Raw genomic sequence first — 4,804 nt, forward strand, 5'->3', positions numbered from 1 at the left:
ACACGGTGGTGAAGACCAGCTACATCGGTTCGTAACTCGCAACACCTGTCGGCACCGGTTCCTGTGGGAGCTGGCTTGCCTGCGATAGCATCACCGCCGATGTTCCTGTAACACCAAGGTGCCAGCATCGCAGGCAAGCCAGCTCCCACAGGGGATTGCGTGTACTGATACCCTGGCTCACACCTTTTCCTACCCGAGTCCGCGATGCCCCGGCCCAATCGCCATACACTTTTCCCCTTCCTCAGTTGGCTCCCGCGCCAGACCCGCGCCAGCGTGGGTCGAGACGCGATTGTCGGCCTCAGTGGCGCGGTACTCGCACTGCCTCAATCGATTGCCTACGCGCTGATCGCCGGACTCCCACCGGAATACGGTCTGTATGCGGCCATCGTCCCGGTGCTGATCGCGTGCCTCTGGGGTTCGTCCTGGCACCTGATCTGCGGCCCGACGGCAGCGATTTCCATTGTGCTGTACGCCAGCATCAGCCCCTTGGCGGTACCAGGCTCCCAGGACTACATCACCTTGATCCTGTTGCTGACCTTCCTGGCCGGCGTTTTCCAGTGGCTGCTGGGCATGCTGCGCTTCGGCGCGCTGGTGAACTTTGTCTCCCACTCCGTGGTGCTGGGTTTCACCCTGGGCGCCGCCGTGGTGATTGCCCTGGGCCAGTTGCCCAATCTGCTGGGCCTGGATTTGCCGAGTCAGGCCACGGCGATCAAGAGCTTGCTGGCATTGGTGGAGCATGGCGGGGAATGGGACCACGCCTCCCTCGCGCTCGGGCTTGGCACATTGCTGTTGGGTGCACTGCTCAAATATTGGGTGCCACGCTGGCCGACATTGTTGATCGCCCTGGCGTTGGGCAGCCTGGCGGCTTGGCTGTGGCCGGCGATGTTCGGGCACGTCGCTCTAGTCAGTTCATTTGTCGGCAAGCTACCGCCATTCAGCCCGCTGCCGATGGACTTGGACCTGCTTCTGCGCCTGCTGCCCAGTGCCGTAGCAGTGGGCATGCTGGGGCTGGTGACCAGCCTGTCGATTGCCCGCTCGCTGTCGGCCCGTTCGCAGCAACTGCTCGACGCCAACCAGGAAGTCCGTGCGCAGGGGTTATCCAACATCGTTGGCGGATTTTTCTCGGGGTACTTGTCGGCCGGTTCCTTTACCCGCTCCGGTCTCAGCTATGACGCCGGGGCATGCTCGCCATTGGCAGGGATGTTTTCCGCCCTCTGGGTGGCGCTGTTCGCCTTGTTTGGCGCGGCGTTGATCGCGCACATTCCAATCCCGAGCATGGCGGCGAGCATTCTGCTGATTTGCTGGGGCCTGGTGGACCATCACGGTATTCGCGCGTTGTTCCGGGTGAGCCGTGCCGAGTTTGTGGTGATGAGCCTGACCTGCATTGCCACCCTGCTGCTGGAGCTGCAAACAGCGATTTACGCCGGGGTGTTGGCGTCGCTGTTTTTCTACCTCAAGCGCACCTCGCAACCGCGGGTTCAACAGTGGCGTGACGGAGACGACGATGTGCTGCGGGTCGGCGGCTCGATCTTCTTCGGCGCCAGCCATTACCTGCAAGTACGTCTGCAAAGCCTGCACGGCCAGCGGGTGGTCATCGAGGCGCAGCAGATCAACTTTATCGACTATTCCGGAGTGGAGATGCTGCATCAGGAGGCGCGACGGTTGCGGGGCTTGGGGCGCGGTTTGACCTTGCGCCGTGCCCGGCCGCAGGTGATTGAAGAGTTGAAGAAGCTGGAAGGGGCCGACAACTGTCCCCTCCACTTCGAAGACTGAACGCAGTTAAAAATGTGGGAGGGGGCTTGCCCCCTCCCACATTGACGGTGCCCACATTAGATTGGAGCTAGATGAGTTGGCGACGTAGTTCTGCGAGCACCGGTGCCGAATCCGGGCGCACACCGCGCCACAGGAAGAACGCTTCCGCCGCCTGCTCCACCAGCATGCCCAGGCCATCCATCGCGATAGCAGCGCCCTGCTCAGTAGCCCAGCGACAGAACGCAGTCGGCTCCTTGGCATACATCATGTCGTAGCAAAACGTCTTGCCCGGTTCGATCAGGCTGCCGGCAATCGGCGGTACATCGCCTGACAGGCTCGCGGACGTAGCATTGATAATCAGGTCCACCGGCTCACGCAGCCAGTCGAAACCGCTGGCGGATACCGGTCCGAGATCTTCAAACAGCTCAGCGAGCAATTCAGCCTTTTCCACCGTACGGTTGGCGATGATCAACGAAGCCGGTTGCTCCGCCAGCAAAGGTTCCAATGCACCGCGGACAGCACCACCAGCGCCCAGCAGCAGGATGCGCTTGCCTTGCAGGCTCAACCCGGCATTGACCGTCAGGTCGCGCACCAGGCCCGCGCCGTCGGTGTTATCACCCAGCAGGGTGCCATTACCCAACTTGCTCAGGGTGTTCACCGCACCTGCGCGCTGGGCGCGCTCGGTCAAGGTAGTGGCCAGACGGTAGGCCTCTTCCTTGAACGGTACGGTGACGTTGGCGCCTCTGCCTTGCAGAAAGAACTCACGGGCACAGCCGGCGAAATCCTCCAGCGGCGCGAGCAGGGTGCTGTAGTCCAGCTGTTCGCCCGTCTGCTCCGCGAACATTCGGTGGATCAACGGCGATTTGCTATGGCCGATGGGGTTGCCGAACACGACATAACGGTCCATCAGACAGCCGCCTTCGGCGCGGCCAAGCCGAGCCAGTCGCGGTCTTGCAGGAAGTAATCGGTGAGGCGCGCTTCTTCGCTGCCGGCTTCAGCCTTCCAGTCGTAGCTCCAGCGTACTTGTGGGGGCAGCGACATCAGGATCGACTCGGTGCGACCACCCGACTGCAGGCCGAACAGGGTGCCACGGTCGTAGACCAGGTTGAATTCAACGTAGCGCCCACGGCGGAATTCCTGGAACTCGCGTTGCTGCTCGGTATAAGCCATGGCTTTGCGGCGTTGCACGATCGGCAGGTAGGCGTCGATGTAGGCGTCACCGATGGCGCGGATGAAGGCGAAGCAAGTATCGAAGTCCCACTCGTTCAAGTCATCGAAAAACAGACCACCGATACCGCGCGGTTCGTTGCGGTGCTTGATGTGGAAGTAGGTATCGCACCACGCCTTGTAGCGCGGATACACGTCCGCGCCGAACGGCGCACAGGCCTGCTCGGCCACGCGGTGCCAGTGGATGCAGTCTTCTTCATTGCCGTAGTAGGGCGTGAGATCGAAGCCGCCACCGAACCACCACACCGGCTCTTCACCTTCTTTTTCAGCGATGAAAAAACGCACGTTGGCGTGAGATGTCGGCACATGGGGATTGTGCGGGTGAATCACCAGCGACACGCCCAGCGCCTCAAACCCGCGACCGGCCAACTCCGGGCGGTGAGCACTGGCGGACGGTGGGAGGCCGTTGCCAAACACGTGGGAAAAGTTAACGCCGCCTTTTTCGATCACCGATCCGTTTGCGATCACACGGGTGCGACCGCCACCGCCGGCAGGCCGGGTCCAGGCGTCTTCGATAAAGCGAGTGTCCGTCTCGAAGGTTTCCAGGGCGCTGCAAATGCGGTCTTGCAGGTCGAGCAGGTAGGCTTTAACAGCCTCGGTGCGGGTAGTCATGGCATCACCTTGAATCGGGCAAAGCTACGCGAGGCCATTGGGCGTCGGCGGCAAATGGGCGCACAGGATACCACCGCACCCCTGTGCGTCGCAGTTGACGAAGATCAAGCATAGGAGTGGGATAGGGGGCTACGCGATTCGACCTCAAGGAGAAGTGCAAATGGCCAAACGTATCCAGTTCAGCGCCCATGGCGGCCCCGAAGTGCTTGAATATGTGGACTACACGCCGGCAGAGCCCGGCCCGCAGCAAGTTCGCGTGCGTAACGAGGCGATTGGCCTGAACTTCATCGACACCTATTTTCGCAGTGGTCTGTACGCGCCGCCAGCGTTGCCATCGGGGTTGGGCGCAGAAGGTGCCGGTGTGGTTGATGCGGTCGGCAGCGAAGTCACTCAATTCAAAGTCGGTGACCGTGTGGCTTACGGCAGTGGCCCGTTGGGTGCCTACAGCCAACTGCATGTATTGCCCGCCGCCAACCTGGTGCACTTGCCGGACGACATCAGCTTTGAGCAGGCCGCAGGCGCCATGCTCAAGGGCCTGACCGTGCAATACCTGCTCCGCCAGACTTATGAGCTGAAGGGTGGCGAAACCATTCTGTTCCACGCTGCTGCCGGTGGCGTAGGTTCCCTGGCTTGCCAATGGGCCAAAGCCTTGGGCGTGAAGCTGATCGGCACCGTGAGTTCGCCGGAAAAAGCCGCCCTGGCCAAATCCCTTGGCGCGTGGGAAACCATCGACTACAGCAAGGAAAATGTCGCACAGCGCGTGCTGGAATTGACTGACGGTAAGAAAGTGCCGGTGGTGTATGACGGCGTCGGCAAAGACACCTGGCTGACCTCACTGGACAGCGTGGCACCGCGTGGCTTGGTGGTGAGCTTCGGGAATGCGTCGGGTGCGGTAGACGGGGTGAATCTGGGGATTCTGGCGGCCAAGGGCTCGCTGTATGTAACCAGGCCGACCCTGGCGACCTACGCCAACAACCCACAAAACTTGCAGGCGATGGCCGATGATCTGTTCTCGATGATCAAGAGCGGCAAGGTGCGCATTGATATCAACCAGCGGTATTCACTGGCGGACGCGGCGAAGGCGCAGACGGAGTTGTCGGGGCGGCGGACTACTGGGTCGACCATTCTGTTGCCGTAAGACGATAGATCTCTGGAGGTTATGAAGGCCTCTTCGCGAGCAAGCCCGCTCCCACACTCGACCGCATTCTCATGT

4 protein-coding genes are annotated in these 4,804 nt (G+C 61.4%); 2 read left to right on the plus strand and 2 right to left on the minus strand.

Annotated features, from left to right (window positions below):
- Positions 1–204 precede the first annotated feature (204 nt).
- Positions 205–1,773, plus strand: a complete 1,569-nt coding sequence (locus tag ACRESD_RS12210) for a SulP family inorganic anion transporter (RefSeq protein ID WP_431751127.1) — start codon at positions 205–207, stop codon at positions 1,771–1,773.
- Between the two features lie 67 nt (positions 1,774–1,840).
- On the opposite strand, the gene aroE is transcribed toward ACRESD_RS12210, so the two are convergent.
- Positions 1,841–2,659 (minus strand): shikimate dehydrogenase, encoded by an 819-nt coding sequence (gene aroE, locus ACRESD_RS12215; protein ID WP_431751128.1) that lies wholly within the window; start codon positions 2,657–2,659, stop codon positions 1,841–1,843.
- Entirely contained in the window at positions 2,659–3,591 is a 933-nt protein-coding gene (hemF, locus tag ACRESD_RS12220; RefSeq protein ID WP_431751129.1) for an oxygen-dependent coproporphyrinogen oxidase, read from the minus strand. The genes aroE and hemF overlap by 1 nt, the downstream gene beginning before the upstream one ends.
- 160 nt (positions 3,592–3,751) lie before the next feature.
- Here hemF and ACRESD_RS12225 point away from each other — a divergent pair, with 160 nt between their 5' ends.
- The gene (locus tag ACRESD_RS12225) at positions 3,752–4,729 is read left to right on the plus strand and encodes a quinone oxidoreductase family protein (RefSeq protein ID WP_431751130.1); all 978 of its coding nucleotides are present in this window, start codon (positions 3,752–3,754) and stop codon (positions 4,727–4,729) included.
- The last annotated feature ends 75 nt before the right edge of the window (positions 4,730–4,804 follow it).

This window comes from Pseudomonas sp., assembly GCF_050739995.1.
GTDB lineage: Bacteria > Pseudomonadota > Gammaproteobacteria > Pseudomonadales > Pseudomonadaceae > Aquipseudomonas.